This window comes from Bradyrhizobium cenepequi, from assembly GCF_020329485.1.
GTDB lineage: Bacteria > Pseudomonadota > Alphaproteobacteria > Rhizobiales > Xanthobacteraceae > Bradyrhizobium > Bradyrhizobium cenepequi.
This window is the reverse complement of the sequence record NZ_JAGKJI010000145.1, coordinates 1-1,440: the sequence shown is the minus strand read 5'-3', so window position 1 is coordinate 1,440 and position 1,440 is coordinate 1. Positions and strand designations below refer to the sequence as shown.

The following is a 1,440-nucleotide window of genomic DNA, read 5'->3' as shown; positions in this document are numbered from 1 at the left end:
CTCAAGCTCCGCCGGCGCCAGTCCCGGACCCGAATCTCGCACCCCGACGAGCACGCCGTTCGGCTCGGCCTTCCGGGTACTGATCAGCAACTCCCGCGCGCCCTCGCCGACGCCGCTCATCGCTTGGATGGCGTTGACAATCAAGTTGAGAATCACTTGTTGCAGTTGGACCCGATCTGCTCGAATGAGTGGCAAGCTCTCCGCAAGTTGCGTCCGCACCGAAATGCCCTTCTTCAAAACCTCGGCCCGGGTCAGGGCTATGACCTCAAGCACCGCCTCGTTGATCTCCAGGTCGTCCGTCCGTGGGGCGCCTTCTTGTTTAGGGCGCGGATCCCATCGATGACGTCGATGGTTCGGTTGCCGTCCTTGACGGCGGCACCGAGCGCCTGCCGGACCTCCTCGAGATTGGGCCGCTGGGCGTTTAGAAAGCGCAAGGCAGCTTGGGCATTGGTAACTGTCGCCGCGATTGGCTGCATGACTTCATCGGCAATCGAAGCCGAGAGCTGCCCCATTGTTGCGACTCGATTCGCGTGCACGAGCTCCATCTGCACCTCGCTGTAACGCCGCTCGCTTTCGCGAATTTCCTCCTCCACCCGCTTGCGCTCGGTTAAGTCGACCACGAAGGCCACGCCCTGGTCATGTCGCCCGCCGAACGTCGCTGCCCCGACCAGCACCGGCACGCGGCCGCCGCTTTTCAGGAAGTACTCCTTCCCATAGGGTTGCGTGGTTCCGGTCGCCTCCAGCTCCGGAGGGTAGACGTAAGCGCGGGGTGACTTGCTGTCGATTCCAAGCTCCGGTCACACCTTACAAGCCGTCGACCAAAACGTCATGCTCAAGTCGTGCCGAATTCCGTTCCTGGCCCTTCGCGTCATTTCGCGTGCGCGCAACAATCAGGTCGCTTTCAGGTCAAGCGGACATCAAATGGCAGGCAGACCCGACTGAACCAGTCGAGAATGACCCATCGCGTCGATCCTGGCATTGATCGAGAGTGCCGCTATCGAAGGGTAAAGGTTTTGGCTAACGCCGAGTGACTCTTCAGACGGAGAGTCGCTTTTCAGACGGCGCCAATCACGAAATTCAATATTCGTTTCGGGCCGAGGGATTGAGGAGAAGCCGACTGCCGAATCCGGCTCGTTTTCAACCGCCTAGTCGGCGCGGGCGAGCACCGCAGGCGGAGTTTTCAGGCCGAGAGCTCGGGATGAAGCGGAGGCGTTCAGGGTCGATGCGCACGCGCGGGTGACCGTACTTTGCGAGGTAGCAGATCGCCACCATCGCCGCGGCCAAGCCCGCGGCAGCGCCGACGCCGAGCGCCCAGCGCGGGCCGAACCGATCAGCGACCCAACCGACGATCGGCGCGCCAATGGGGGCGCCGCCCAACGCGATGGCGAGGAGGATCGCAATCACACGCCCGCGCATGACGGGCTCGGTCGACAGTTGCAC

Annotated in this window: 3 protein-coding genes; all 3 read right to left on the bottom strand. The window is 62.7% G+C overall.

Annotation, left to right across the window (positions count from 1 at the left end):
* A partial coding sequence (locus J6497_RS41850; protein ID WP_376708350.1) for an ATP-binding protein occupies positions 1-273 on the bottom strand: 273 nt, incomplete at its 3' end.
* Positions 258-680: a sensor histidine kinase gene (locus J6497_RS41845; RefSeq protein WP_312010466.1), complete on the bottom strand. Its 423-nt coding sequence runs from the start codon at positions 678-680 to the stop codon at positions 258-260. The genes J6497_RS41845 and J6497_RS41850, both read right to left, overlap by 16 nt.
* A 457-nt stretch (positions 681-1,137) precedes the next feature.
* The coding region (locus tag J6497_RS40560) for an MFS transporter (protein WP_225709733.1) at positions 1,138-1,440 on the bottom strand (303 nt) is incomplete at its 5' end.